This is a genomic window from Micromonospora sp. NPDC049151 (assembly GCF_040648395.1).
Classification (GTDB): Bacteria; Actinomycetota; Actinomycetes; order Mycobacteriales; family Micromonosporaceae; genus Micromonospora.
Map to the genome: position 1 here is coordinate 52,478 of NZ_JBEZDP010000009.1, position 25,109 is coordinate 77,586.

Below are 25,109 nucleotides of genomic sequence, written 5' to 3' on the forward strand. Positions count from 1 at the left end.
AGGCTGCTGCCAGATCGGCTCGTCCGGGCCGGCGGTCAACCTGCCCGGCGGTCAACGCCCCTGTCGTTCTGCGGCGGCCCCTTGGGCTTCCCGCTTCCGCGCCAGCCGCCGGGCGTGTTGCGTGGCCGGAGTCGCAGCGCCAGCGGAGCGACGGACGCGCGCCCAGGCGGCGGCGCGTGCGGCCCGTTCAGGGCCGTCTGGAAGACGTACAGAAACTTTGAACATCGCCGGCAGCCGGCTTGTCCGGTCTCGGAACCTGCCTGACACATCGGTATCAGAACCTGGGTGACACTCCGCCGAGTGTTGGTGGAGATGAGCGTGATGGAACAGCGGTATCGGGCCGTCCAGGATGCTGCTGGTGGTGAAGGGTGGGCGCGGCAGGTTTCGAACCTGCGACCCCTCGCTTGTAAGTTCTGGGCGCTGTGTCCGCCGGGGTTCGTCCACGTCCGCGACCTCGGGCGGCTGTCCGTGTCAGGCGGCTACCGGCCCTCCTCGTTCGGACCCGTTGCTGTCACCGTTGCTGTCGTCACGGCCCAATCTGCCTGGGCGGCGTCTCGGTTACAGCAACCTTGCGACGCCATCGCCCGCTGCCTCGTGTTGATTGCCGCTGAGACTGAACACCGGTTTGCGGTCTGCCGGGGCGGCGGGCCAACGGACGCCGGTAGCGGCCAACTGTTCCCGGTTGATGACGTCGCCGGCCAGGACTGCGGCGAGGAGTTCAGCTTGGGTGGCTTCCAGCTTGACGAGCCGGGTCAAAACGGTGAGTAGGTCGATGAACTCGCCGGTCCAGCTCGGCTCCCAGGCGTCGACGTGCACGTCGTCGAGTGGGGACCCACGCCGCCCACCCGGTTCCCTCTTGCGGTAGTTGAACCAGGATTTGATGATGTTTCGGCCGCCTACGGCGTAGCCCCACACGTCGGCCCCGACCGGCCCGAACTCGCCCTCGCCGACAGCGATGACCCGGCGCTGTGGGTCATAGCCGATCGTGTCAGGTACTGCCGTGACCGGTGCCAGCGACAGCGGCTGCCGCGCATCGCCAGCGGGGTACCGAACCGAGCCGGCCGGCCGCTCTGGGCCGGTGAACGCTTCACCGTAGGTGTGCAGCCAGAGAACTTGACGACCGAGCTCGACGGCAGCGCGCCAGAGCGCAGGATCAGTGGTGAGAGGCACACGGACGCCGGGCGTAGTCAGCTCGTCGGCGAAGGTGGCGGTGAATGCTGGATGAGCCGTGATGCCGGCGATGTAGGCGAGAACGTCAGCGGCGGTGACCTTGACATCGAGCCTTTCGGCGAGCGCCGGCAGAAGGCCAGGGGCGAGATTCGGGTTGCCACCTGGGTGCAGGCGGGGCAAAGTCCGACCGCCCTCCGACCCTTTGAAGTGGTCGAAGTCCGGCATCAGCGAGGTGAATACGAGCGCTGGGCCAGACTGGATGGTCTTGCGATGCTGCTCGACCGCGAAGACCTGACCGGGCATCCGAGCCGACCAGAGGTCGCGGCGAGGCATGTCCATAAGGCGGGGATCGGCAAGTACCCATTGCCGGTCGAAGGCCCGGTAGCCGATCTGCACGAGGGCTGCGGTCGGTTCGACTTCGCTAATCACCGGGATGCTGGGGTTCGGGTGCGTATCGTCGCCGGGAAGACGAGGCTTCACCTTCACGAGGTTGGCGTCACGGCCTTCCTTGAATAGTTCGGCCTTCCGCTCCCGGTCCGTCTCACTGACCAGCATCGCCCACCGTCGCCTCAGCACGTCTGGGCTGGGCGCGTAGACCCATGTGCGGGTTGGAAACAGTCCCGGGGAGTACCACGGCATCAGGTCGTCAAGAGCGGGATAGGTGTCCCAGCTACTCGTGGCGGCCGGGGTGAGCGGGGCCTGCCACTCGGTTCGGCAGTCTCGCCAGCCGTTATCGTCGAGCTGCACCTCCGCCAGTGCGGCTAGTTTGTCTTCTCGGCGGCCCGTCAGGCTGCGGTAATGGATCAGTGCGGGTTTGTCGCGGGTGGCATCGGCGGTTCGGACAAAGATGCCGATAGCGAGCGGTTGCCGGACGCCGGGGAAGATGCGGGTTGGGATGTCTGGGGTCTGGCCCTCGGGCGTGAGGTCGATAATCCAGCCCTCGGAGGCGTAGCGGCGCAGGTATTCGCGCATGCCAGTGAAGGCCGGACCGGACAGGTATCCGGAGGTGGTGACGAAGCAGATCACTCCGGCGTCGCCGTCGACCTGGTCACGGGTCGACTCCCACACCTTCCAAGTGGCCCAGCGCCAGAAGTAGACGTATAGGTTCTTCAGCTTCGCCTTGAACCGTCCGGTTCCCGGGGCGTACCAATCCTCTAGGGGCGCGGAAGCGCGACGCTTGCTATCGAGGCCGGTCGTGCCGTTTTCCACCCAACCGCCCTCGCCATTGGCAAGTTCCGCGTACGGAGGGTTGCCGATGACCACGGTGACGTTGGCGCGCGCCTTGATCTCGTTGGCCTTGCGACGGGAGCGGGCGATGAGCTGCATTCCTGAACCGAGCTGAACGTCGCTGGCGTGGGGGTCGTCCAGTGTGTTGGTAACGAAGAGTTTCATCCCCCCGGGCGGAGCGGACGCCTTGTGGGATGCGAGCAGGTCCGCGGCGCGCAGCTCGGCCACCGCGTACGGACCCATCTGAAGCTCGAAGCCGACTACTCGCTCGGCAGCCAGGCTAACTGCGCCGGCGACTGCCCCCGGCCCGTCGTGGGCTTCGGCGACCTTGGCGATCCGCTCAAGAATGGTTTGTAGATAGGTGCCGGTACCCATCGCCGGGTCGACGGTGAGCACGTCAGGATCGGCGAAGCCCCGCCGCTTGTCCAGCCGGGAGACGAGGACGGTCTCGGTCAGCCGGACCATCTGCTCGACCAGCTCGACTGGGGTGTAGTACGACCCCGACGCCTTCCGCAGGTCAGGGTCGTACTCGTCCAGGAAATGCTCGTACAGGTGTAGGTAGGTGTCCCGCTGACCCCTTCGCACCCTGGGCCAGTTGACGGCATCAACGACCCGGGCGAGCAGGTCGAGGGTGACCTTGAAGTTGGCAACGAGGTCATCGGTGAGGAGCTGCAACGCTCGGCCCATCAGCGAGTGCTCGGCACGGAGCTTGTCGCCAATGGTGTGCAGTGATTGCCCTGTGACGGTGATCGAGTTGGTACGGGCCAGCAGCAGCGCGAACGTCACCGTCTGCGCGTACCCGTCGGCGAAGGTCTCGTCATCGGCCTGCGGGAACAGCATCCGTCGCCAGTCCTGCGCCAGTCCCAGGAACGGCTGAACCTCCCGCTCCTTTCCCCCGCGGACCGCCTTCCGCTCGGCGGCGAGCTGGTCCAGGACCTCTCCACGCAGTAGCCGTGTTAGCGGAGCGACAGCGCGCACCAGCGCGCCGACACTCGTGATCGGTGCAGGCCGCCACTTCAGGAACTCCGTGAGCAGCTTCTCGAACGCTGGTGGGGCGATGACACTGCCGCTGTCGAGGTCGCCGGTGAACCGTACCGGCGCGTCGACCAGCTCCCTATCGCGGTAGAGCCGCCACTCCGTGCCGTTGGTGTAGAGCAGATTCGGCAGGTCGCGTTGGCGCTCCCACTGCACCCGATCGTGACCGCGCAGTCCGGTCGGATCGATGCTCTTGCCAGGTGCCTTGATCTCCACGTATCCGGTGATCGCGCCGCCGACGCTGACGCCGTAGTCCGGCCGGACCTGGCGTTCGGTGTCGCGCACCTCATCGTGAAAGACGGCTCTCACGCCCAGCTGGTTGCCCGCTGCTCCGAGAAGCTGTTCGATCGGGCTGCGGATCGCGGCCTCACGCTCGCCTGGACCAGCCAGTTTAGAGGCGCAGGATGCCCCAAAATGCCGGATAGCCTTGTCTAACCAATGCGCCGGCCCAGACACCCGTACCCCCGCTGGCAGGTTAATGGCGTCTCCATCCCGTTCGGACAGAGCGATGTGGACAAGCTACCTGAGACATGAATGCCCGTCACCGCCTGTAGCTTCGTCTGAGCAACGCCGCTATCCCGCATATGCCCGATCGCGTCCTTGGGCCTGGGCCACCCGCTCGCGCTTACATGTCAAGCAGTAGCGGGAATGTCACCGGGCGAAGTTAGTCTCTGTCTATGGATCTGGCGCTTCGCTCGTCGCGTGCGGCCGAGTCCCTGAGCAGGTGGCTCGCGCCTCTCACCTTCGCTGACTGGTCGGCACCCCGGGTCACCGCTGCATTGACGCAGGGAGTGGTGGATTGGGGCGCCGCCCACGGTTGGCGGGTTCGGCGCGAGGTTCCCAGCATCGCTGGCCTGCCCGGTGCTCATCCGGATCGGCCCGGCTACCTGGACGTCGTCTGTGAGCGGCTCGATGGGCCACCTATTGCCATCGAGATCGACCGGAGCGACAAGCAATGGTCTTCCCGCAAGCTGCTCTGTGAAGCCGATGCCGGAGTCGTCGCAGTATGGGTTCGCTGGGGCAGCCCCCGGACATGGATCGTGCCGCACCCGGTCGCCCTGGTCGATATCCCTACCACCCGCCGCCGTGTCGCCGGCCGTCTTCTCTACTCCCGCGCCGCTTCGATTGCGGCTGCGGCCCCTGAAGTGCAATCGGCGACGGTGCCGGCCCGATGCCGGGCGACTACCCGCAAGGGGCAGCCCTGCCCGATCGGTCCCCGCCCGTCGGGTCTCTGCCACCTTCACGACCCCGCCGTGCAATGCGGTGCCCGCAAGAAGAACGGCCAACGCTGCGGCAATGCAACCGGCGGCGGGCGCTGCGCCGCCCACGAGAACAGCCCCATGTACAACGACGCACCCACCCTGCTTTAGCCGGCGGCAGCAGCCCCGAGCGGTGTTGCCATCCCGTCTGCCGTCGACCCGCCCTCCTGGGGAGCGGGCCTCCGCCCGGCCCGCCACGTCAAGACGTCCTTGACGCACGGTCGGACGCTGGCGGGTCGGGCGGTGGTCTGCTCGGCTTGCCCGGGTCGAGGGCAGGCGGGATGGCCCGCGCAACCACCCACGGACCGCAACCCGCCGACGGGGTTGCAACCATCTCGGAGCCCGAGCGCCCCCGCCGGAGGCGCAGTAACCGCAACCCCACGACCACCGCCAGCTCGCCGACGCGGTCGGCGTGCCCTCCCCTACGCCGCGCGGGCTCTTGGCCGCGCGGCCCGGCCGGCTGCCGGCTCGCCACCACCCGGTCAACCGTGCTGTCGTTCTGCGGCGGCCCCTTGGGCTCCCCGCTTCCGCGCCAGCCGCCGGGCGTGTTGCGTGGCCGGAGTCGGAGCGCCAGCGGAGCGACGGACGCGCGCCCAGGCGGCGGCGCGTGCGGCCCGTTCAGGGCCGCCTTGAAGACGTACAGAAACTTTGAACCACTTCGCCGGCGGCCGGCCGGCCATGCCCTCTACCGCGCCGCAGATCGCGCTGCCTGGTCAACGAGCAGTGCTGCCTCGTCCGGCTTTGCCTGCGACGTGTCGATGGTGATGTCGGCAGTCGACGTAGGCGCGGTCTCGTCCCATGCTCTGAGCCGCTCCCAGGTGTCGCCGGTCCCTCGCCGAACTATTCGCTGTTCGGCCACGTCTCGGGGGCAGATGAGAGCCACAACGGTCCAACGCACATCGGGGAAGGCTTGCCGTACAGCGTCGATCGCCTCGACCTGGCCGAGATGCACGACGGGGACGGCGTCGTCGAGCTGCTGACGAAGGCCGGGCCTGTCGACCACATACACCGACCCATACCGCCGGTTCTCCCAGACCACATCACCTGATGCCCGAAGTGCGGTCAGCTCGGCTTCGGTGGTCATGCGGTAGCCATCGGTGCGCCCAGGTCCAACCTTCAGGCGTTCGAACTGTTGGTAGTGGGCGTCGAGTCGGTGCAAGGCCGCTGTGATCGTGTCCTTCCCTGATGCTGGCGGACCATAGAGGATCACGCCGTGCATCAGTCGAGCTCCAACCCCATCAAGGACTTAACCAAGGTTTCCGCCTGTTCCTGTAAGGGCTTCGCAGACACACAGTTGTTGATGACCGTGTGATCGACTGGCGGCCGGAAACCTGTGTCGATGCGGCTGAGGTAGCCCGCCCAGTCAGCGAGCTTTGCGGCATCGCGTGCAGCTCCCCGTCTCCGCAGGTAGAGGTTCATCGTGTCCGCGTCGCAGTAAACCCAAACCACGCTCAGTGAGGCGTCCATGCTGGCGAAGCGTGCGCGCGTCCGGTCTAGCCACTGCGGGTTCTGAAACTCGGCAAGGAAGGGCGCAGTCACGATGACGCTGTTGCCGCACTGCACGTTCTCTTCCGCCGCAGCACTCAGGGCTTCGTACTCGCGGGGCCGGACGAGCTTCAGGTAAGTCTCCGACTCTCGGTCATGCGGTGACTGGCCCAGAATCTCCAACGCGGCTTCAACGATTGGCCGGGTCAGGGTGTCCTTGTCGAGCATGGGCCAGCCGGTGGCACGAGCAAGCATTCGGCCCAACTCGGTCTTGCCGCTGCCGGCGTACCCGCCGATGAGCACCACGCGCGGCTTCGGCAGGCGAACCGGCCCCCGTCGCTCCTGGTTGGGTGCGCGCACAACCCTCTTGGACCGGGACTTGCTCTCAATGACGCCTTCTGCTTCCAGCAGCTTCATGGCTGAGGTGACGGTGAAGGCGCTCGTGTTCCACTCGGCCGCCAGCTCGCGGCTAGATGGCAGGACATCGCCATCCCGTCTGATGCCAGCGGCGATCTCGTTCCGGATGTGCCGGGCGATCTGCTGGTGTACGGACTCGCCCCGGACCTGCCGAGGGCGTGACGAAGCCGGGTCCGGCTTCTCGGTAGAAGCGTCCACTACCAGAGCCTACCAGCGACCTAACATCTGGCTTCCCCTGTAACCGCAGGTCAAGTCGCCGTTTCAGATAGTGATGACCTAACAGTTGCTTTGCTTGCCAACCAACTGTTAGCTTCGGTGCATCGAGCAGTCGTCCACAGGGGATGCGCTCAACTACGGGAGGTCTGTTGTGAAGCTGTACGTGGACACCACGCGCAAGCAGGTGACGGCGTCGAAGGACCCGGAGCCGAAGCAAGACCAGAACGGCAATCAGAAGTCCGAGAAGAACACGGGCCGGCTCATGTGGTCCACGCAGGTCTTCGTTCTCGACGAGACGGGCGGCGAGGTCATCACCATCACCACGGCGGGTGAGAAGCCGGACGTGAAGGTGGGCGACTTCGTCGAGGTCGAGCAGTTGGAGGCCATTCCGTGGGCGACGAACGGGCGTAACGGTGTCGCGTTCCGGGCGGTGTCGCTGAAGCCGAAGACGGCGTCTTCGGGCAAGTAGTCCTTCGCACGTCGTGCTGTGTGAGCCGCTGGTGTCCGTGGCTCGCTGAAGCGGCCTGACGGGTCGCTGACCCAACCTCTGATGCGGTCCGGGAGTGTTCCTGACTCCTGCATCTCCCGGCCTGGTCGTCACCGGCGGTGGCGACAACAAGGAAATTGGCCCGGGGTCGGTACTGACTCCTACATCTGCCGACCCCGGTGCCGTCAACTCATCCGATCCCAACTGGCACTTGGGAGGACTCGTCGTGTCCAAGTCTAGCCCTCGCCGTTCCTTCGGCGGGAAGTCAACCGGAACGGTGACGGTCATTGAGGCCAGGGTTCACCGTTCCTCGGCCCGTAACGCCCGGCTGGCGTTCGTTCTGTCGGCGGTCATCGTCGGTCTTCTGTCGGCTGTGGTGGCCGCGTCGTACATGCACCCGATCCTGGCTCTGGTCCTCGGCGCGCTCGTCGGCGTGCCGGTCGGTGGCATCGCGTGGGTGCTGGTCCGGATCTGGCCGGTGCTGCGGCTGCTGTGGTGGTGGGCGATCGAGATCGTGCTCGCGGTCGCCGTGCTCACCTTCTGGGTGCAGCTCGCCGACCACACCCCGGCCGTGGTGACGCTGCTCGTGGTCGCCCTGGTCGTCGGTGTCCCGGCCGCCGTGCCGGTCTGCCGTCGCCAGGTGATCGCCTGGGCGTGGTGTCTCGTGGTGAGGCATCGGCTGCGGGTGTGTTTCTCGCAGTTCATCATCGCCAACCAGTCCGGTTCGCTGCCGCTGATCCTGTGGGCTCGTCCCACACCGGTCGGTGAGCGGGTCTGGGTGTACCTGCGCCCGGGCCTGTCGGCCAAAGACCTGGAAGGCCGCCTCGACAAGATCGCCGTGACCTGTCACGCCTCCACCGTGCTCATCGAGCGCGCCTCGGAGCGGACCGCCGCGTATCTGCGGTTCGACATCAAGCGCCGTGAGGTGCTGACCGCCACTGTGGGTTCGCCGCTGGTCGACGTGATCGACCCGGACGCCCCGACGGTCGAGCAGGCACCGCTGACGGTGCCGACCGCCCTGGACCTGCCGGACGTCGACGTCCCGACGATCACCCTCCCGGCACAGGGCAAACCCGCCGGCAAGAAGCCGGCCCCCACCACGACGGCCAACGGCAGCAAGCCCGCGGCCTCGTCCTCGACGCCCGAGGACGACGTTTCCGACTGGATCTAACCCCCATTTCACCTGGGACGCGAGGAGCCCTGCGGGCTCGTTCGTGTGGTTCCTCGCGTCCACCAACCGCCCAAGGAGGGCACCGATGACCGCGATTCCCGCCCCCGCTGCTGCGGTGCCGGTGGGTCCTGGCCTGTCGATGTTCGACCCGATCTTCATCGGGATCGACGAGTTCGGCCAGCCCGTCTACATCACCCTCGCCTACCGCAACCTTCTCGCCGGTGGTGAGCCCGGCGGCGGTAAGTCCGGGCTGCTCAACTGCATCGCGGCCCACGCCGCGCTCAGTGTCGACTCCCGGCTCGTGCTGCTCGACGGCAAGCTCGTCGAGCTGGGCCAGTGGGAAGACTCCGCTGATGCCTTCATCGGCCCGGACATCACCGAGGCCCTGACCGTCCTCAAGCGGCTGCAACTGGTGATGAACAACCGCTACGCCTGGCTGCGCGCCCACGGGCGCCGCAAGGTGACCGCCGACGACGGCCTGTCGGTCATCACCGTCCTGGTCGACGAGATCGCTTTCTACTCCGCCACCGTCGGCAGCAAGCAGGAGCAGGAAGAGTTCGTGGCTCTCCTGCGTGACCTGGTCGCCCGGGGCCGGGCCGCCGGTATCCCGGTCGTGGCCGCGACGCAGCGGCCGTCGTTCGACATCATCCCCACCTCGCTGCGGGACCTGTTCGGCTACCGGGCCGCGTTCCGCTGCACCACCCCGAACAGCTCGAACATCGTTCTCGGCCACGGCTGGGCCGAGCAGGGCTACACGGCCACCGACATCGCCCCCACCAACCAGGGCGCGGCCTACCTCATCGCCGAAGGCGGCGTCCCGCGCCGCATCAAGGTCGCCTATCTGACCGATGACCAGATCGCGGGCATCGCGGACTACGCCGCTTGGATCCGCCGTCCCCGCCGGTTACCGGACCAGGTTCCGGACCTCACCCGCGTCGACTTCGGGGTGGCGGCATGACCACCCGGGAACGCACCTACGCCAAGGCCAACAGCCAGCGGGCCGCGCAGTACACGGAACTGTGGATCGTCGGCCGTCCCGAGGACATCGCCGCCATGGTCCAGGTCGCCTCGGCCAGCGGCCGACTCGTCTACCTGTCCGCCCCGCGATCGATGGGCGGCGACGACACCCGACAGCGCCGCTACCTGCGGCTGCGCACCACCCGATAAGCGGCCGACAGGACCAGGACATCGCCTGGCAGCAGTGCTGGTCCTGCCGACCTCCACCAACAGCCCCGAAAGGACGTGGCTGCCATGAAGGCTACCCAAAACCCTGCCACCGGAGTCCAGGTCACACCCGCTGACCTGCTCCGCTGCGCTGCCCTCTACCTGCGCCGGCACGGCTGGCACCAGGGCACCTACTACGCCCCCACCACCGACACCCTCACCCCGCCGGCCTGCGCCGCCGGGGCCATCGGCATCGCCACCGCCGGACACCGCGTCGAGCACTTCGCCCAGCTCGACCCGAGCGCGCTCGCCGACTACCTCGCGGCCATGGCCGCGTTCGTCGACTACCTCGACGACCACGCCCCGGTCTTCCACATCGATGAAGACGGCTACCTGCTCGACGAGCACACCTCTCCCTACTCCTGGAACGACGACCCCGCCCGCACCGCCGAGCAGGTCATCACCGCCCTCGACGCGGCTGGCGACGAGTGGGACCGCCTCCACAACCGGGGAGGCGAGAACTGATGTTCACCGTCAAGGCGTCCTTGACGCGCACCCCCTCCCGCCGCAAGCGGCGTGAAGTCGTCGAGAACGACGCGTTCGCAGCGTTCGCCCGGCGCATCATCCGCGCCCACGGCCGCCGCGTCGCCGCCGGTGACGTGGAAGCCCTCCGCGACCTCGTCGCACTGTCGGCCAACCTCGACGACGCCATCGGGGAAGCCGTCGTCGGACTGCGGGCCTTCGGCTACTCCTGGGCCGAAATCGGCACCCGGCTCGGCATCTCCAAGCAGGCCGCCCAGCAGCGCTGGGGAGGCCAGTCATGACCACCTACACCTACGACCCGGCCAACCCCGCCGACGAATTCCCCACCTACCCGTACCGGCTGGCCCCCGACGGCCTGGCCACCCGCCGCCAGCTCCGCGCCGCCGGACTCCGTCCCGGCGGACATCACGCCGTCGCGCAAATCCTGTGGCGTCGCGGTAAGCGCGTCGCGTATCTCTACCGCCTCGACCTCGCCGCGCCCAAACGGGTCGCGACCCCGGCCCAGCGGGCCGCTATCGCCAAAGCCCTGCGGGCTCGCCGCACCTGCCGCGTCTGCGACGCGGTCAAGCCCTACTACATCCCCCGCCGTTACGGCTGCTGCCTCGACTGCCACGGAGGCGACCGATGACCTTCAACCTGTCTGACCCGTGCCTGTGGTGCATCGAGGGCAACTCGCCCGCTGGCGTCCACGACATCCTCGGCCCGGTCTACACGCCCTGCCCCGTCTGCCTCGGCCGCTGCGCCCTCTGCGAAGGCGACGGCCTCTTCCCCGCCGACTTCACCTGCCTGCCCTGTTTCCGCAACCAGCTCGCCGCCCAGAGCCTGGCCCCGATCATGTGCGCCCACTGCTCCGGCGTGGTCGACCTCATCCCCCTCGACAGCATCCCGGCACCGGAGGTGACCCCCCATGCCCACCACTAACCCGCCCGCTGCCTGGCCTGCCCGCCTGGAAGGCGGCGTCCTGGTCCTCATCGTCATCTTCGTCGGCCTCGCCGCTGGGGCGGCTTCCTTCACCCACGTCCACGACTGGACCATGGCCAACAGCCCGGAAGGCACTTCCGGCTGGTTCGGCTGGGCCAACGCCGTCATCTCCGAACTCGTTCCCGTGGCCTGCCTGCTCGTCATCCGCCGTCGTAAGCGCCACGGCGGCCCGATCGGCTATCCCCTGGTCCTCCTGATCGCCTTCGCCGGCTTCTCCCTCGCCGCGCAGCTCGGCGTCGCCGTCGGCCAAGTTGGCCCCTCCGGCTGGCTCCTGTCCGCCGTCCCCGCTCTGGCCTTCATGGCCCTGGTCAAACTCGTCCTCGCCCCCGTCAGAACCACCACCGACGACACCGACACCAACGACGCTGCTGACCAGCTCGTCGACGAGCCGCCGACCGTCGACACCCAGCCAGCCGTCGACACCCCGCCGGCAGTCCCGGCCGTCGTCGAGGCACCCGTCAACCCGGTGCCGATCACCCGACCCGAGGTGCCCGCGCACCTCATCCCCACCGCCCGCTTCGTCATCGGCCGCCACGAACAGAGCACCGGCCGCCCCATCACCATCGACGAACTCGCCGGACTGCTCACGGTCACCCCGGACATCGCCCGGGAACTGCTGCACACCCTTGGCGGACACACCCCGCCCGTCAATGGCACCCCCGTGACCGGTGGTGCCCGATGACCATTCACGTCGTCGACATCGAGCAGGTCACCCACACCTGCCCGGCCCACCCGGACGAGCCGCACCCCTACGACACCCGACGCACGGTCATCCACGTCATCCCCGGCGGTCCCTGCCGGACCCCGGTCACCATCCGCTGCGGCCAGACGACCGCCACCATCGCGTGCCACCGGCACGAACCGGCCGCCCGCCAGTGCGGCGCCTGCCGGATCATCGTCACGCAGCACTCCATCACCAACCGGCCCGAGGTGGCCGCCTGATGGCGTCGACGCTGGACCTCACCCCCCGAGCCTCGGCCCGGGGGGTGGGCTCGAACGCCGACACCACTACCCCCGTCTACGCCTACACCGCCGCCGGGTCTGCCTTTCAACGCGCCACCCGACCCGACTACTTCGGCTGGCTCGAACACGTTCGCGCCGCCGCCGGCTGCACCCGCCCAGTCCGCCTGTCCGGTCAGATCCTCACCGTCGAACAGGCCACCGGCCGTGTCCTGGACGCCCGGTACACCGACGGCATGCCCGACGCCGCCATCTACACCGCCTGCGGCAACCGCCGCGCCACCGTCTGCCCCGCCTGCGCGCAGACCTACCAACGCGACGCCTTCCAACTCCTGCGCGCCGGCCTGGTCGGCGGCAAAGGCGTCCCGGAATCGGTGGCATCGCATCCGGCGGTGTTCGCCACCTTCACCGCGCCGTCGTTCGGCACCGTCCACGCCCGGAAGGTGAAGCGGCACACCTGCCGCAACCGACGCCGCTGCGACTGCCGCGCCGAACCCTGCCACGCCCGCCGCGACGCCGGCCAGTGCGCACACGGCCGACCCGCCGTCTGCTGGGCTAGGCACGAGCAGGGTGACGCGGTGCTCGGGCATCCGTTGTGCCTGGACTGCTACGACCACGACCACCAGGTCGTCTGGAACATCTTCGCCGGCGAACTCTGGCACCGCACGAAACAAGCCGCGGAACGCTGGCTGGCGAAACTCGCCCAACGCCGCGGCGTCCCCCGGGTCCAGGTGGTCACCGCCTCCGGCAAGACCCGCAAAATCTCTCCGGTGCGGCTGTCGCCCGGGAAGGTCGCCGAACTGCAAGCGCGGGGAGCGGTGCATTTCCACGCCATCGCCCGCCTCGACGGCGTCGACCCCACCGACCTGGAAGCGGTCGTGCCCCCGCCGGCCGGTTTCACCGTCGACGACCTCGTCGACGCGCTCCGGCACGCCGCCCGGCAGATCGCCTTCCACACCCCGCCGCACCCCGACCGGCCCGAAGGATGGTCGATCGCCTGGGGCGAGCAGGTCGACTTGGAACCGATCGTCACCGACGGCTCGGGGGAGGTCACCGATGGGATGGTGGCGGGCTACCTTGCCAAGTACGCCACCAAGAGCACCGAGGCCACCGGGCACACCTCCACCCGACTGACCGCCGAGAGCATCGGGGACTACGCCGACCCCGACGGCGACCACACCGCCCGCCTCATCGACGCCTGCTGGCGCATCGGCCGACCCGTCCACACCCCGGCCCCACTAGCCGACCGGCCCCGGGAACCCCGGCCACGGCCCGGCTTCGTCGCCCGCTGGGAATGCCCCGACTGCGGCACCCACACCCGATACCCGGCCTGCCCCGTCTGCGTCGCCGCGCGTCAAGCCGCCCTTGACACCGAACCGGCGAAAACAGCAACGGCCACCCCGTACGCCCGGCTGCGGCGGTGGGCGCACATGCTCGGCTACGGCGGCCACTTCCTCACCAAAGCCCGCCGCTACTCCGTCACCTTCCGGCTCCTGCGGGACACCCGCGTTGCATTCCGGCGCCACGAGCACCAGGACCACGAACACCCGACCGCCAGCGGACCGCCCGCCGAGCAGGTCGACGAGGACACCACGCTCATCGTCGGCACCCTCACCTTCGCCGGAGTCGGCTGGCACACCTCAGGTGACGCGCTGCTCGCCAACACCGCCGCCGCTATGGCACGCGAGCGACGAACCGCCGGCCGCGAAGAACTCGCCCACGAACTCAGCGCCATCACCCCGGCCGGCATCACGCCGGTTGCCGCCTGACCACCGCCGACACACGAGGAAGGCCACCCGTTGGACACCCCGACTCCGATCACTCCTCGCGTGCTGCGCGTCGAGGAAGCCGCCCGAGCACTCGGCATCGGCCGGTCGCTCGTCTACGACCTCATCCGCTCCGGACGGCTGCGCTCCTTCAAGGTCGGCAGCCGCCGCCTCATCCCCGCCGCCGCCATCGACGAAGTCATCACCACACTCACCGAGGAAGCCGCCTGATGCCCAGACAACCCACGCCCCGCCAACCCGCCCGCCGCAACCCCAACGGCGAAGGCTCCATCTACCAACGCGCCAGCGACGGCCGCTGGGTCGGACAGGCCTACGTCCTCACCACCGACGGCACCCGCAAACGCAAGTTCGTCTACGGCGCCACCTGGGAGGAAGCCCACGCCAAACTCGTCGAACTCAAGTCGAGATCCCAGCGCGGCATACCCGTACCCGACCGGGCCTGGAAACTCGCCGACTACCTGCCCTACTGGCTCGCCGCCTACGTCACCGACCTCAAACCCACCACCGCACGCGGCTACGAAAGCGCCGTCCGACTGCACCTGATCCCGGCACTGGGCACCAAACGTCTCGACGGCCTCCAAGTCCAACACGTCAAGGCATTCATGGACGACTTCCGCCGCAAGTGCCTGTGCTGCACGGCTGGCCTCGACACCAGTCGTCGGCCGGATCGGCGCTGCTGCTCGGTTGGCCGCTGCTGCCAGCGCTACCCGAGCCCTCGGCAGATCCAATTCGTGCATGCCGTGCTGCGCAACGCCCTGCAACACGCCATGCGGGAAGAGTTGGTGTCGCGCAACGTCGCCAAGCTGGTCCGCGTACCGTCGCCTCGCTACCGGGTCGGCAAGGGCCTGTCGGTCGAGCAGGTCCGAAAGCTCCTCGCCGCCACGGAGGGACACCGGCTCCACGCGCTGTACGTGGTGGCCGCGACTCTCGGACTGCGGCGGGGAGAACTGCTCGGGCTCCGCTGGTCGGACCTTGACCTCGACAACGGCACCGCCACCATCGGGCAGACAGTGCAACGTGCTGGCGGCGAGCTGCGCCTACAGGACACCAAGACCGAGGACTCGGACAGCATCCTCCCGCTGCCCGACTGGACCTGGTTGGCGCTGCTCGACCACCAGGAGCGCCAGCGCCGGGAACGTGATCGCCTCGCCGAGGTCTGGCAGGATCACGGCCTGGTCTTCCCCTCCGAGGTCGGTACCCCGATGGAACCGCGCAACCTCAACCGACACTTCGCCGGCCTCCGGGAGAAAGCCGGCTGCCCCGAGGTCCGGCTGCACGACCTGCGGCACACCGTCGTCTCGCTGCTGATGGAGTTGGGCGTCCCGCCGCACGTCGTCCAGGCCATCGCCCGGCACGCCGACGTGAAGATCACGCTGAAGGTCTACTCGCATGCCAACCTCGACGCGATGCGTCAGGCGCTCGGCAAGCTCGATGGACGGCTGTCATAGACCCTATTGCTGTCAGCGTTGCTGTCACCGCCCCGAGGAACGATCTTCTCGGGGCGGTTTTTGCTGGTGGTGAAGGGTGGGCGCGGCAGGTTTCGAACCTGCGACCCCTCGCTTGTAAGGCGAGTGCTCTCCCACTGAGCTACGCGCCCGGAACGCCCGTACGGCGGGCCGGAGCGGCCAGCTTACCTGCCCGCCTCCGGCCCCGCGCAACGACGTGCCTGGGGTGTGGGACTCAGGCGGCGACGGCCTCGGCCAGCGCCTTGCGCCAGCCCTGCTGGTCGCGCGCCTCGCCGGGCATGTTCATCTCGGCGAACCGGACGACGCCGGCCTTGTCGATGACGAAGGTGCCCCGGTTGGCGATGCCCGCGACGTCGTTGAAGACGCCGTACGCCTGCGCGACCGCGCCGTGCGGCCAGAAGTCGGCCAGCAGCGGGAACTGGTAGCCCTCGCGGTCGGCCCAGATCTTGTGGGCGTAAACGGAGTCGACGCTGACGGTCAGCACCTGGACGTCGTCGTTCACGTACTCGTTGAGGTTGTCCCGCACCTCGCACAGCTCACCCTGGCAGATGCCGGTGAAGGCGAGCGGGTAGAAGACCAGCAGCACGGTCTTGCGACCGCGGAAGTCGGAGAGCCGGACCTCCTGGTTGTTCTGGTCCTTGAGCAGGAAGTCGGGCGCCTCGGCGCCAACCTCGATGGGCATGCGTGCTCCCTCGGGATCGGGTCTGGAAATGATCAGCCTGCCACACCCGGCGACCGTGGTCGCCGGGTGTGCGGCGCGTCCCTACTTCTTGCTCTTCGACCCGCGCCGCATGACGAGGCGGGCGCCGCTCCAGTCGCGGCCGGCGTTGATGGTGGAGGTCTGCTGCAACCCGGCGGTCTGCGCGCTCTCGGCGACCTCGCTCGGCTCGACGTGTCCGTCGCGGCCGGCCTTCGGGGTCAGGAGCCACACCACGCCGTTGTCCGCGAGCGGCCCGAGGGCGTCGACGAGGAGCTCGAACAGGTCACCGTCGCCGTCTCGGTGCCAGACCAGAACCGCGTCGACAACCTCGTCGGTGTCCTCGTCGACGAGTTCCCCACAGCGGTCGGTCAGGGCGTCCCGGAGATCGGTGTCTACGTCGTCGTCGTAGCCCATCTCCATGACGACCATGCCCGGCTCGATACCGAACCGGTCCGCCAGGCTGCGTACCCCGTCGGCCTGGCCAGCGGTCGCGCTCACTGTCGAGTGCCTCCTCATCTCATCCCTGCTCGTGGCGTCGGGTGACACCGTCGGGCTCAGTCCACACAGTTGCGGCTCGCCGCGCAAGTGGCGCACCGGGTGGAACGGAATTTACCGTGCCAGCAGCGTACGGGCACCCTCGGTGATGGCTTCCGCTGAGACCAGAACCTGACGGGCGGCCGGACCTAATGGTACAAACGAGTCAAGTCCGGCCACGCGCCGCGCGGCACCGACGTACCCGGTGTCGACCAGCGCGGACAGCACACCCTCGCCCACTCCGCCGGACCGCCGCGTCTCGTCCACCACCAGCACCCGGCCGGTCGCCGAGGCCTCCCGGATGATGTCGGCCACCGGCAGCGGGGCCAGCCAGCGCAGGTCCACCACCCGGCTGCCCACGCCCTCCTCGGCCAGCGTGGCGGCGGCACGCAGCGACATCCGCACACCGTTACCGAAGGTGATGATGGTGAGGTCCTCGGCGGAGCCGACCCCGTAGACGCGGGCCCGCCCGATCGGCACGTGGCGGTCCCCCCAGGCGCCCGGTTCGGCGTACTCGGCGGTCCACTCCTCGTCACCGTCCGTGTGCAGGTCACGGACGTGGTAGAGCGCGACCGGCTCCACGAAGACGCAGACGCTGCCGTCCACCCGGGCCGCCGCCAGGCAGGTACGCAGCATCGGCGCGGCGTCGTCCGGCCGGGCCGGCACGGCCACCACGAGCCCCGGTACGTCGCGCAGCGCCCCCAGCGAGTTGTCGGTGCGGTCGTGCCCGCCGAGCCCGTCCGGGGCCGCCAGGCCGGCCACCCGCACCACCATCGGGTTGCGGAACGCGCCCCGGGACAGGAAGCGCATGGTGGCCGCCTCGCCGCGGAGCTGGTCCTCGGCGCCGTGCAGCGACGCGAGGTGGCGGATCTCGGGCACCGGCAGCAGCCCGGCCAGGCCGGCGCCCAGCCCGAGCCCGAGGATCGAGGTCTCGTCGGGCAGCGTGTCGAACACCCGCGCCGCCCCGAACCGGTCCCGCAGTCCCCCGGTCACCCCGTGCGTCCCGCCCCGGGAGGCCACCTCGTGGCCGAACACCGCCATCCCGGGATGGTCAAGCATCCCGTCGGCGAGCGCGGCGGTGATGCTCTGCGCCAGCGTCAGCCGGCCGGTCAGCTCCGGCGGCTTGCCGCCGAACGCCTCGGCCCGCGCTCCGGCACCCGGCCCGGCCGCCCGTGCACCCGCCTCGGCGACCTCCCGGGACACCCGGACCGGCCGGCGCGGCGCGAGCTCCCGCACGATCTCGACCGGCGACGCGAGCTTCGGCTCGTCCAGCACCTCCTCGGCGACACGGCGCAGTTGCCAGCCCCGCTCGTCGTACCGGGCCAGCAGTTCCTCGCCACTGGCGTACCCGGAGGTCACCAGCAGCCGCGCGGTGGCCAGCAGCGGGTCGCGGTCCGCGTCCCCGTCATCCGGCTCCATCAGCCGGACGGCGCTCAGGTGCAGCACGGCGGGACGGCGCTGCTCGCGTACCCAGTCCGCCGCCTCGGCCGCGACCCGGTAGGTCGCGGCCACGTCCGTGCAGTCGGCGGCGAAGTACCGGATGCCGGGCCGGGACCGCAACGCGGTGGCCACCCAGCCCTCGGTGGAGGCGCCGGCGTCGGCGCAGACGAACAGCACCGGGATGCGCAGGCCGGTGTGGTCGTACCAGCCGGTCGTGTTGAGCGCGGCGGTGACCGTGGCCCGGTTGATCGCGCCGTCGTCGAAGGAGCAGACCACCACCGCGTCGGCGGGCCAGGACGCCGCCTCCGCCGCGCCCTCGGCAGGTCGCGCGCCGCGGCGCAGCCGCTCCAGCGCCAGTCCCAGGCCGACGGCACGCGGCAGGTGCGAACCGGCGGCCGAGGTGGTCGGCACGACCGCCAGGTCCGCGCGGCCGAACACCTTCGCCCGCCCGCCGGCGGCCGGCTCCTCGGCGGAGGCGACGATGCCGCGCAGCACGTCGCGCGCCGCCGCCGCGAACGCGTCGTCGGGCGCGGGCTGCGGCAGATCGGGTACGCCGACAGTCGCGTCCCCGTCCGCGTCCACGACCACCCCGGCCCCCACCGGAAGGCTCTCCGCCTCCCGCTCATCCGGGTCGACGTCGAGATCCTGGTACGAGACGGCCCCCAGCGGGGCACCTTCGCTCCGAGATCTTCCTGGTTCCCGGGGAGCGGAACGGTCGTCTCGGACAGCAGGAGCGGGGTGGGGATCGGCGTCGGAGTCGGTCGCGGGCGGCAGGTCCGGCGGGGTGGACGCGGCAGGGATCGGCTCGCCGGGTGAGGTGCCCGGGGCGGCGCCCGACGCGGGCGGCGGGGTGGCGGGGAAGGCGCCGGCGGCCTGGGCGGCGCGCAGGCAGTAGAACGCGCCGGAGCGGGCGTGCAGCAGCGCGGGGTCGGTCGGCCGCAGCGCGGCGGCCACCGCGGCGTCGCCCTCGTGCCCGGCCGACTGGATCGTGAAGTACCCCTCACCGAAGCCGGACAGCCACCGCCCGGCCAGGTCGAGCAGCCGGCTGGTCGACTGCGCGTCGAACAGCGCCAGCGCCTGCGAGCCGGTCAGCGGCCCGCCGTCGGGCAGCGGTTCGCCCAGGTCGCGCCGCTGGTCGGGCGCACCGAGCGCGGCCAGTGCGGCTCGGAGCCGGTCGTCGAGATCTTGCGGGGTGCTCACGCGGACAGCATTACCGACTCCGGCCCGCCGCGCCCAGTCGGACACGTTCCGCCCGGCGTGGCTCAGACCTCGCCGCAGTCCTCCGGGCAGCCGCCGTCGGAGACCTTGAAGACCAGGTCACGCAGCGCGGCCAGCTCGGCGGTGCTCAGGCCGTCGAGCAGCCGGGGGTCGGACATGACCTGACCGACCCGCTCACGGACCTCCCGGCCGCGCCGGGTGACCACCAGCGCCTTCTGCCGCCGGTCGGCCGGGTCGGTACGGCGTTCCACGAGCCCGGCCCGCTCCAGCTTGTCGGCCAGGCCGGTGACGTTGGACCTGTCGCAGCCGAGCTGCTCGGCGAGGTCACGGGCGGGCAGCGGGTGGTCCGGGTCGAGTTCGTGCAGCGCGCGGGCGGCGGCCGGGGTCAGTCCCAGCGCGGCGATCCCCTCGTCCTGGTGGTGCCGCATCGCGGCGGCGACGTGCAGGATCCGGCGCACCGTCTCCCCGGCCAGTTCGGCCCGGTCGCGGACGGTGGGAACGGTGGAATGCGCCATCCGTTCATGTTATGGGCGAGTCGATCTTCAATCAGCCGAACGGTGAGGCACCTCATGCAACCGATTGCCGATCATGAGGCGCTGTTCGGCGGAAATTCCCGCCCGGTCGTCCGCCCTTCACCTGGCGGCCATCGACGTCCGTGAGGCTTCCCGGAGTCGACGAACCGGACTCCGGGGAGGAAAACGTGGCTCTGTCCCGACGTACCATTTTGCTCAGCGGCGCGGCGCTCGGCGCCGCCGGCGCGGCAGCCGGCCTGCCGCTCGCGGCCGCCGCGTCGCCGGGCCCGCTGCGACGCGACCCGTTCACGCTCGGCGTGGCCTCCGGCGACCCGGACCACGACGGCTTCGTCCTCTGGACCCGGCTGGCGCCGGAGCCGCTGGCCGAGGACGGCCTGGGCGGGATGCCGTCGCGGGTCGTGCCGGTGGCCTGGGAGGTGGCCGCCGACGAGCGCTTCCGGCACGTGGTGCGCCGCGGCGTGGCCCTGGCGCGGCCGGAGTCGGCGCACAGCGTGCACGTCGAACTGGGCGGCCTGCTGCCCGGACGGGAGTACTTCTACCGGTTCCGCGCCGAGCGCTGGCTGTCCCCGGCCGGGCGGACCCGCACCGCCCCGGCGCCGTGGCTGATGCCGTCCGCCCTGGCGATGGGCTTCGCCTCCTGCTCGCAGTACGAGCACGGCTACTTCACCGCGTACCGGCGCCTCGCCGAGACCGAGCCGGAACTGATCCTGCACCTCGGCGACTACCAGTACGAGTACGCGCCGGACACGTACAACGTGCCCGGCGGCAACCCGCGCGACCACGAGGGGCCGGAGACCCGCACGCTGGCCAACTACCGGCAGCGGCACGCCCAGTACAAGACCGACACCGACCTGCAGGCGGCGCACGCTGTCGCGCCCTGGGTGGTGGTCTTCGACGACCACGAGGTGGAGAACAACTGGGCCGACGAGGTGCCCGAGGCGCCCGACCCGGACTTCCTCGCCCGGCGGGCGGCGGCCTTCCAGGCGTACTACGAGAACATGCCGCTGCGCCGCACCTCGATCCCGCGCGGCATCGACATGCGGCTCTACCGGCGGGTGCGCTGGGGCCGGCTGGCCACCTTCCACATGCTCGACACCCGGCAGTACCGGGACGACCAGGCGTGCGGCGACGGCTACAAGAGCTGCGACGCGGCGTCCGACCCGGCCCGCTCGATCACCGGCGCCGCCCAGGAGGCGTGGCTGCTGGACGGCTTCCGCCGCTCCGAGGCGCGCTGGGACCTGCTCGGCCAGCAGGTCTTCTTCGCCCAGCGGGACAACAACTCGGGCCCGCTGACGGTGACGAGCATGGACGCCTGGGACGGGTACGTCGCCTCCCGGGACCGGATCACCAGGGGCTGGCTGGCGGCCGGGGTGCGCAACCCGGTGGTGCTCACCGGCGACGTGCACGCGCACTGGGCCAGCGACCTGAAGCTGGACTACGCCGACCCGACCTCGCGGACGGTCGGCAGCGAGCTGGTCTGCTCGTCGATCACCTCGACCGGTGACGGCGCGGACTCGCCCACCGGCTCGCACCCGTGGCTGGCGTTCAACCCGCACCTGCGCTTCCAGAACAACCTGCGGGGATACGTCCGGACCACGATCACCCCGACCGAGCTGACAGCGGACTTCGACGTGTTGCCGTACGTGAGCCGGCCGGACGCGCCCGCGTACACCCGGGCCCGGTTCGTGATCGAGGACCGGGTGCCCGGGTTGAACCTGACGTACGACCGCCCGCCGGCCGCGGCACGCACCGCCGCCCCCGGCGTCGACCAGGGCCGGCAGACGGTGGAGACGGAGACGGTCCGCCCGTGACGGCGCGGCCGGGCCGGGCGCGTCGCGCCCGGCCCGGCCGTCAGCCGGCCAGGAACGAGAAGCGCACCTGACGGTCGGGGTTGTCGCCGTTGGTGTCGACCAGGCAGATCGACTGCCAGGTGCCGAGCTGGAGGCGCCCGCCGAGCACCGGCAGCGTCGCGTACGGCGGCACGAACGCCGGCAGCACGTGGTCGCGGCCGTGCCCGGGCGAGCCGTGCCGGTGCCGCCACCTGTCGTCGGTGGGGAGCAGGTCGTCGAGCGCCCGCAGCAGGTCGTCGTCGGACCCGGCGCCGGTCTCGATGATCGCCAGCCCGGCGGTGGCGTGCGGGACGAAGACGTGCAGCAGGCCGTCGCCGGCCCCGGACACGAACCGCTCGGCCTCGCTCGTGATGTCCCGGACGGCCGGCCGGGAGCCGGTCCGGACGGTGATCACCTCACTGCGCATAGGGCGCATTCTGCCGCAGCGTCCGACTCCGCGCCGCGCCCGCCGATAGCGCATCCCGTGATCGCGCAAAGTTACCGACGGGTACCTGTGTTCAGCGTCGCGTCTGGGGGTGGGAGAGGTGACGGCACGCGCCACCAGGGGGCAGGATGGCGCTAGAGACCTATCCCACACGAAACCGAGGGAACGCCTGTGGCTACGGAACGCAAGCGCCCGGTGATCACCGCTGGTCTGCCGAGCCAGCTTCCGGACATCGACCCTGAAGAGACCAGCGAATGGGTCGAGTCACTCGACGGTGTCATCGACGAGCGCGGGACAAAGCGAGCCCGGTACGTCATGCTGCGCCTGCTGGAGCGGGCCCGCGAGCGGCAGGTCGGGGTGCCGTCACTGACCACCACCGACTACATCAACACGATCCCGCCGGAGCGCGAACCGTGGTTCCCGGGTGACGAGCACGTCGAGCGGCGGCTGCGGGCGTACATCAGGTGGAACGCCGCGATGCTGGTGCACCGGGCGCAGCGCCCGGAGATCGGCGTCGGCGGCCACATCTCCACGTTCGCCAGCTCGGCGTCCCTCTACGAGGTGGGCTTCAACCACTTCTTCCGGGGCAAGAACCACCCCGGCGGCGGTGACCAGATCTTCTACCAGGGTCACGCCTCCCCCGGCATGTACGCGCGGGCGTTCCTGGAGGGCCGGCTCAGCGAGAACCAGCTCGACGGGTTCCGGCAGGAGCTGTCGCACCCCGGCGGCGGGCTGCCGTCGTACCCGCACCCGCGCCTGATGCCGGACTTCTGGGAGTTCCCCACCGTCTCCATGGGCCTCGGGCCGCTGAACGCGATCTACCAGGCGCGGTTCAACCGCTACCTGCAGCACCGCGGCATCAAGGACACCTCCCAGCAGCACGTCTGGGCGTTCCTCGGCGACGGCGAGATGGACGAGGTCGAGTCGCTCGGCGCGATCGGCGTGGCCGCCCGCGAGGAGCTGGACAACCTCACCTTCGTGATCAACTGCAACCTCCAGCGCCTGGACGGACCGGTCCGCGGCAACGGCAAGGTCATGCAGGAGTTGGAGGCGTTCTTCCGGGGCGCCGGCTGGAACGTCATCAAGGTCGTCTGGGGCCGGGAGTGGGACCCGCTGCTCGCCGCGGACACCGACGGCGCGCTGGTCAACCTGATGAACACCACGCCCGACGGTGACTACCAGACCTACAAGGCGGAGTCCGGGGCGTACGTGCGGGAGCACTTCTTCGGCCGCGACCCGCGGACCCGCAAGATGGTCGAGCACCTCTCCGACGACGAGATCTGGAACCTCAAGCGGGGTGGCCACGACTACCGCAAGCTCTACGCGGCCTACAAGGCGGCGATGGAGCACACCGGCCAGCCGACGGTGATCCTCGCCAAGACGATCAAGGGCTGGACGCTCGGCTCGCACTTCGAGGGCCGCAACGCCACGCACCAGATGAAGAAGCTGACGCTGGAGGACCTGAAGCTCTTCCGCGACCGCCTCTACCTGGACATCCCGGACAAGTCTCTGGAGGAGAACCCGTACCTCCCGCCGTACTACACGCCGGGCGAGAAGTCGGACGAGATCACCTACCTGAAGGACCGGCGTCAGCAGCTCGGCGGCTACCTGCCCACGCGCAGCACCGCGCGCAAGACGCTGGCCATCCCGGGCAGCGAGCGGTTCGCCGACGTCAAGCGCGGGTCGGGCAAGCAGAAGGTGGCCACCACGATGGCCTTCGTCCGCCTGCTCAAGGACATCATGAAGGACAAGGAGTTCGGCAAGCGCTGGGTGCCGATCATCCCGGACGAGGCCCGTACCTTCGGCATGGACTCGCTCTTCCCGACCCAGAAGATCTACTCGCCGCACGGCCAGCGCTACACCGCCGTCGACCGGGACCTGTTCCTGTCCTACAAGGAGTCGACCACCGGCCAGATCCTGCACGAGGGGATCAACGAGGCCGGGTCGGTGGCCTCGTTCACCGCCGCCGGCACGGCGTACGCCACGCACGGCGAGCCGATGATCCCGCTGTACATCTTCTATTCGATGTTCGGCTTCCAGCGCACCGGCGACGGGTTCTGGGCGGCGGCGGACCAGATGGCGCGGGGCTTCGTGCTCGGCGCGACCGCCGGCCGGACCACGCTCAACGGTGAGGGCCTCCAGCACGAGGACGGCCACTCGCTGCTGCTCGCCGCCACCAACCCGGCGGTGGTCTCCTACGACGCGGCGTTCGCCTTCGAGCTGGCGCACATCGTGGAGAACGGCCTGCACCGGATGTACGGCGAGGCGCAGGAGAACATCTTCTACTACCTCACCATCTACAACGAGCCGATCTTCCAGCCGGCCGAGCCGGAGGGCGTGGACGTCGAGGGCATCGTCAAGGGCATCCACCGCTACTCCCCCGCGCCGCAGGTCGGCGACGACGCGCCGAAGGCGAACATCCTCGCCTCCGGCACCGGCATGCAGTGGGCGCTCAAGGCCCAGCAGCTGCTCGCCGAGGACTGGGGCGTGTCCGCCGACGTGTGGTCGGTGACGTCCTGGACCGAGCTGCGCCGCGACGCGGTCCAGTGCGAGGAGCACAACCTGCTCAACCCGGGCGAGGAGCCGCGCGTGCCGTACATCGCGCGGAAGCTGGCCGACGCCGACGGGCCGAAGGTCGCGGTCAGCGACTGGATGCGCGCGGTACCGGACCTGATCGCCCGCTGGGTACCCGGGGACTACACCTCGCTCGGCACCGACGGCTTCGGCATGTCGGACACCCGGCACGCGCTGCGCCGCCACTTCCACGTGGACGCCGAGTCGGTGGCGGTGGCAACGCTGCGCCAGCTCGCGCTGCGCGGCGTGGTGCCGGCGCACGTGCCGGCCGACGCCGCTCGCAAGTACGCGCTGGACGACGTCAACGCCGCACCGGTCGGCGAGACCGGCGGCGACAGCTAGTACCCGTCATACGAGAAGGGCCCGGCGCCAGGTGCGCCGGGCCCTTCTCGTCCCCCGATGCGACGACGGCCCGGCGTCCCTGGCGGGAACGCCGGGCCGTCACAACGCGGGCGACGCCGGGACGGG

The 25,109-nt window shown here is 69.9% G+C and carries 24 protein-coding genes and 1 tRNA gene; 16 read left to right on the forward strand and 9 right to left on the reverse strand.

Features of this window, described 5'->3' with window-relative positions:
* Positions 1–558 precede the first annotated feature (558 nt).
* On the reverse strand, positions 559–3,717 hold the full coding sequence (locus AB0B20_RS12950) for a type ISP restriction/modification enzyme (protein WP_357470445.1): 3,159 nt from the start codon (positions 3,715–3,717) through the stop codon (positions 559–561).
* A 392-nt stretch (positions 3,718–4,109) separates the two neighbouring features.
* On the opposite strand from AB0B20_RS12950, the gene AB0B20_RS12955 reads away from it, so the two are divergent.
* On the forward strand, positions 4,110–4,802 hold the full coding sequence (locus AB0B20_RS12955; protein WP_357470448.1) for a hypothetical protein: 693 nt from the start codon (positions 4,110–4,112) through the stop codon (positions 4,800–4,802).
* A gap of 574 nt (positions 4,803–5,376) precedes the next feature.
* On the opposite strand, the gene AB0B20_RS12960 is transcribed toward AB0B20_RS12955, so the two are convergent.
* Both AB0B20_RS12960 and AB0B20_RS12965 read right to left on the reverse strand, forming a co-directional pair.
* Complete coding sequence (locus AB0B20_RS12960; protein ID WP_357470451.1) at positions 5,377–5,910, reverse strand: kinase; 534 nt, start codon at positions 5,908–5,910, stop codon at positions 5,377–5,379.
* Positions 5,910–6,791, reverse strand: coding sequence for an AAA family ATPase (locus AB0B20_RS12965; RefSeq protein WP_357470455.1), 882 nt, complete (start codon positions 6,789–6,791; stop codon positions 5,910–5,912). The genes AB0B20_RS12960 and AB0B20_RS12965 overlap by 1 nt, the downstream gene beginning before the upstream one ends.
* A gap of 169 nt (positions 6,792–6,960) precedes the next feature.
* On the opposite strand from AB0B20_RS12965, the gene AB0B20_RS12970 reads away from it, so the two are divergent.
* The 13 genes from AB0B20_RS12970 to AB0B20_RS13030 all read left to right on the forward strand — a co-directional run bounded on the left by AB0B20_RS12970 (position 6,961) and on the right by AB0B20_RS13030 (position 15,350).
* The gene (locus AB0B20_RS12970) at positions 6,961–7,278 is read left to right on the forward strand and encodes a hypothetical protein (protein ID WP_357470458.1); all 318 of its coding nucleotides are present in this window, start codon (positions 6,961–6,963) and stop codon (positions 7,276–7,278) included.
* Between the two features lie 295 nt (positions 7,279–7,573).
* Positions 7,574–8,467, forward strand: a complete 894-nt coding sequence (locus tag AB0B20_RS12975) for a hypothetical protein (protein ID WP_357470461.1) — start codon at positions 7,574–7,576, stop codon at positions 8,465–8,467.
* An 85-nt stretch (positions 8,468–8,552) separates the two neighbouring features.
* Positions 8,553–9,425, forward strand: a complete 873-nt coding sequence (locus AB0B20_RS12980; protein WP_252454779.1) for an FtsK/SpoIIIE domain-containing protein — start codon at positions 8,553–8,555, stop codon at positions 9,423–9,425.
* Positions 9,422–9,634, forward strand: coding sequence for a hypothetical protein (locus AB0B20_RS12985; protein ID WP_210883953.1), 213 nt, complete (start codon positions 9,422–9,424; stop codon positions 9,632–9,634). The genes AB0B20_RS12980 and AB0B20_RS12985 overlap by 4 nt, the downstream gene beginning before the upstream one ends.
* Positions 9,635–9,718: 84 nt before the next feature.
* Positions 9,719–10,156 (forward strand): hypothetical protein, encoded by a 438-nt coding sequence (locus AB0B20_RS12990; RefSeq protein ID WP_357470464.1) that lies wholly within the window; start codon positions 9,719–9,721, stop codon positions 10,154–10,156.
* Complete coding sequence (locus AB0B20_RS12995) at positions 10,156–10,455, forward strand: hypothetical protein (protein WP_357470467.1); 300 nt, start codon at positions 10,156–10,158, stop codon at positions 10,453–10,455. The genes AB0B20_RS12990 and AB0B20_RS12995 overlap by 1 nt, the downstream gene beginning before the upstream one ends.
* A complete protein-coding gene (locus AB0B20_RS13000; RefSeq protein ID WP_357470472.1) occupies positions 10,452–10,802 on the forward strand; it encodes an RRQRL motif-containing zinc-binding protein in 351 nt (116 codons plus the stop codon). Before AB0B20_RS12995 ends, AB0B20_RS13000 begins: the two co-directional genes overlap by 4 nt.
* Positions 10,799–11,095 carry a hypothetical protein gene (locus AB0B20_RS13005; protein WP_357470476.1) on the forward strand — a complete coding sequence of 99 codons (297 nt, stop codon included), beginning with the start codon at positions 10,799–10,801 and terminating at the stop codon, positions 11,093–11,095. Before AB0B20_RS13000 ends, AB0B20_RS13005 begins: the two co-directional genes overlap by 4 nt.
* Positions 11,082–11,837: a hypothetical protein gene (locus tag AB0B20_RS13010; protein WP_357470480.1), complete on the forward strand. Its 756-nt coding sequence runs from the start codon at positions 11,082–11,084 to the stop codon at positions 11,835–11,837. The genes AB0B20_RS13005 and AB0B20_RS13010 overlap by 14 nt, the downstream gene beginning before the upstream one ends.
* Positions 11,834–12,097 carry a hypothetical protein gene (locus AB0B20_RS13015; RefSeq protein ID WP_357470484.1) on the forward strand — a complete coding sequence of 88 codons (264 nt, stop codon included), beginning with the start codon at positions 11,834–11,836 and terminating at the stop codon, positions 12,095–12,097. Before AB0B20_RS13010 ends, AB0B20_RS13015 begins: the two co-directional genes overlap by 4 nt.
* Positions 12,097–13,884 carry a replication initiator gene (locus tag AB0B20_RS13020; protein ID WP_357470488.1) on the forward strand — a complete coding sequence of 596 codons (1,788 nt, stop codon included), beginning with the start codon at positions 12,097–12,099 and terminating at the stop codon, positions 13,882–13,884. The genes AB0B20_RS13015 and AB0B20_RS13020 overlap by 1 nt, the downstream gene beginning before the upstream one ends.
* A gap of 60 nt (positions 13,885–13,944) precedes the next feature.
* Positions 13,945–14,112, forward strand: coding sequence for a helix-turn-helix domain-containing protein (locus tag AB0B20_RS13025; protein WP_225853851.1), 168 nt, complete (start codon positions 13,945–13,947; stop codon positions 14,110–14,112).
* Positions 14,112–15,350, forward strand: a complete 1,239-nt coding sequence (locus AB0B20_RS13030; protein WP_357470492.1) for a site-specific integrase — start codon at positions 14,112–14,114, stop codon at positions 15,348–15,350. The genes AB0B20_RS13025 and AB0B20_RS13030 overlap by 1 nt, the downstream gene beginning before the upstream one ends.
* Positions 15,351–15,427: 77 nt before the next feature.
* Here the strand turns inward: AB0B20_RS13030 and AB0B20_RS13035 are convergent.
* The 5 genes from AB0B20_RS13035 to AB0B20_RS13055 all read right to left on the reverse strand — a co-directional run bounded on the left by AB0B20_RS13035 (position 15,428) and on the right by AB0B20_RS13055 (position 19,775).
* A tRNA-Val gene (locus AB0B20_RS13035) sits at positions 15,428–15,499 on the reverse strand.
* An 83-nt stretch (positions 15,500–15,582) separates the two neighbouring features.
* Positions 15,583–16,050 carry a peroxiredoxin gene (locus AB0B20_RS13040; RefSeq protein WP_128138072.1) on the reverse strand — a complete coding sequence of 156 codons (468 nt, stop codon included), beginning with the start codon at positions 16,048–16,050 and terminating at the stop codon, positions 15,583–15,585.
* 81 nt (positions 16,051–16,131) lie between these two features.
* Positions 16,132–16,566, reverse strand: coding sequence for a DUF3052 domain-containing protein (locus AB0B20_RS13045; RefSeq protein WP_013287823.1), 435 nt, complete (start codon positions 16,564–16,566; stop codon positions 16,132–16,134).
* Positions 16,567–16,677: 111 nt separating this feature from the next.
* Entirely contained in the window at positions 16,678–19,242 is a 2,565-nt protein-coding gene (locus AB0B20_RS13050; protein WP_357390299.1) for a transketolase C-terminal domain-containing protein, read from the reverse strand.
* A 62-nt stretch (positions 19,243–19,304) separates the two neighbouring features.
* Positions 19,305–19,775, reverse strand: a complete 471-nt coding sequence (locus AB0B20_RS13055; RefSeq protein WP_357390301.1) for a MarR family transcriptional regulator — start codon at positions 19,773–19,775, stop codon at positions 19,305–19,307.
* A gap of 185 nt (positions 19,776–19,960) precedes the next feature.
* On the opposite strand from AB0B20_RS13055, the gene AB0B20_RS13060 reads away from it, so the two are divergent.
* Positions 19,961–21,604, forward strand: coding sequence for an alkaline phosphatase D family protein (locus AB0B20_RS13060; RefSeq protein ID WP_357470495.1), 1,644 nt, complete (start codon positions 19,961–19,963; stop codon positions 21,602–21,604).
* A 40-nt stretch (positions 21,605–21,644) separates the two neighbouring features.
* Here AB0B20_RS13060 and AB0B20_RS13065 read toward each other — a convergent pair whose 3' ends face one another.
* On the reverse strand, positions 21,645–22,049 hold the full coding sequence (locus AB0B20_RS13065; RefSeq protein WP_357390305.1) for a secondary thiamine-phosphate synthase enzyme YjbQ: 405 nt from the start codon (positions 22,047–22,049) through the stop codon (positions 21,645–21,647).
* 189 nt (positions 22,050–22,238) lie between these two features.
* Here AB0B20_RS13065 and aceE point away from each other — a divergent pair, with 189 nt between their 5' ends.
* Complete coding sequence (gene aceE, locus AB0B20_RS13070) at positions 22,239–24,983, forward strand: pyruvate dehydrogenase (acetyl-transferring), homodimeric type (protein ID WP_357390307.1); 2,745 nt, start codon at positions 22,239–22,241, stop codon at positions 24,981–24,983.
* Positions 24,984–25,109: the final 126 nt, after the last annotated feature.